Genomic DNA, 1,439 nt, shown 5'->3' with positions numbered 1-1,439 from the left:
GTCCGTAATGACGCGGAGGGCGGGCTCGATCCTCCCTTAGGCGGGTAAGCATTAAGTGACCCCATCTGCGTAAGGGTGGGTAAGAATGAGCAAAACTATCTCATTCGTAGCGTCCGACCAGTTAGCCGATTTCTTAGAAGAGGAGTCAAACCGGCGGATGACGACGGTTTCAAGCACTGCGCAAATGCTTCTCGCTGAGAAAGTGAAAGAGACAGACGAGGCTGAAGCGAATAAATCCGACTCAGGCGGCTCTGAGGGCGACGTTTTCGACCGCTTTCCCGATAAGTGGTATCGACCGAATGGAAAGTACAGCTATGCGGTCCGAACGGCTGAAGGCGAGGAAACGAAATACTACAAGACCCGTAACGGGGCGGCCAAGAGATTGAACCAGGAATACGAACAGCGCAGCTAAGCGATCATAAGAAAACTGGGCGGAGGCCCAGACCTAGTACATCTATGCCTCCGCCCGCTGGAAGCAAAAACACTCCGGGAGGGGTCTAAGGCTAACCAGCCGGTTGCGAAAGCCCGCGCAGCGGCGCTTAGTCGCCGCGAGCAGGTACGTGGAGGTGGGCGGGGTATGGGAGGTCCAAGCCGGCTCCCGCCGGGAGCCGGAAATCTTCATGCGGTGCGGGGGCGGTCGCGGTGAGCGGTGCTTTACTTGACCTAGGTAAGAACAACTCAACAGACGCCGAGAACGTCGAGAATGATCGGTACGACTGCACCGGGGCCTTCGACGATATGTATTTTGAGGGGCCGGAGGGGGAGACGGCTCCCTATCGGTGTGATTCGTGGGACTGCTACACCTGTGGTTACCGTATGCGACAGAATCTCATTGAGGAAATCCAGCGAATTACGGCCGAACGGTCCGAACTATCGCGGATACTCACTCTTACACTCGATCCGGCGAAAGCGCCGGACAACCAAGAGCGCCAGCACCATCATATCACCGATCGGTGGAATGCGCTTAGAACACGTCTGAAGCGGGAAATCGGGGACTTTAGCTTTATCTGGGTTCGCGAGGAACAGGAAAGCGGATTACCTCACATTCATGCTCTCGTCTCACGCTATCTACCCCAGAAGGTCGTCTCGGAAGCATGGGGCGAGCTGGGCGGCGGCGAGATCGTGGATATTCGCGCTATCGACGATGTTCGGAAGGCCGCTCACTACGTTGGAAAGTACCTGACTAAGGACGCTCTCACAGGCCTACCAGACGGTATCAGGCGCTACGGAAGCAGTGCCGACCTCGACCTCGGAGTGCGAGGTGGAAACGACTCAGAGAGCGACTGGCGACTTCTGAAAGAGGATAAGATAACTGGCGTCCCCCGAGCGGTCGTGAGGGCCGATTTTGTCCGTAATGACGCGGAGGGCGGGCTCGATCCTCCCTTAGGCGGGTAAGCATTAAGTGACCCCATCTGCGTAAGGGTGGGTAAGAATGAGCA

2 protein-coding genes are annotated in these 1,439 nt (G+C 56.8%); both read left to right on the top strand.

The features are described 5' to 3' along the window. The first annotated feature begins 85 nt into the window (after nt 1-85). Entirely contained in the window at nt 86-412 is a 327-nt protein-coding gene (locus F3H97_RS14980; RefSeq protein ID WP_196431885.1) for a hypothetical protein, read from the top strand. Between the two features lie 230 nt (nt 413-642). Continuing rightward, nucleotides 643-1,395 carry a rolling circle replication-associated protein gene (locus tag F3H97_RS14975; RefSeq protein WP_196431884.1) on the top strand — a complete coding sequence of 251 codons (753 nt, stop codon included), beginning with the start codon at nt 643-645 and terminating at the stop codon, nt 1,393-1,395. Nucleotides 1,396-1,439: the final 44 nt, after the last annotated feature.

This window comes from Exiguobacterium sp. SRB7LM (assembly GCF_015712685.1).
Classification (GTDB): domain Bacteria; phylum Bacillota; class Bacilli; order Exiguobacteriales; family Exiguobacteriaceae; genus Exiguobacterium; species Exiguobacterium profundum.
The sequence above is the reverse complement of the archived record's forward strand: the minus strand, read 5'-3'. Positions and strand labels throughout refer to the sequence as shown.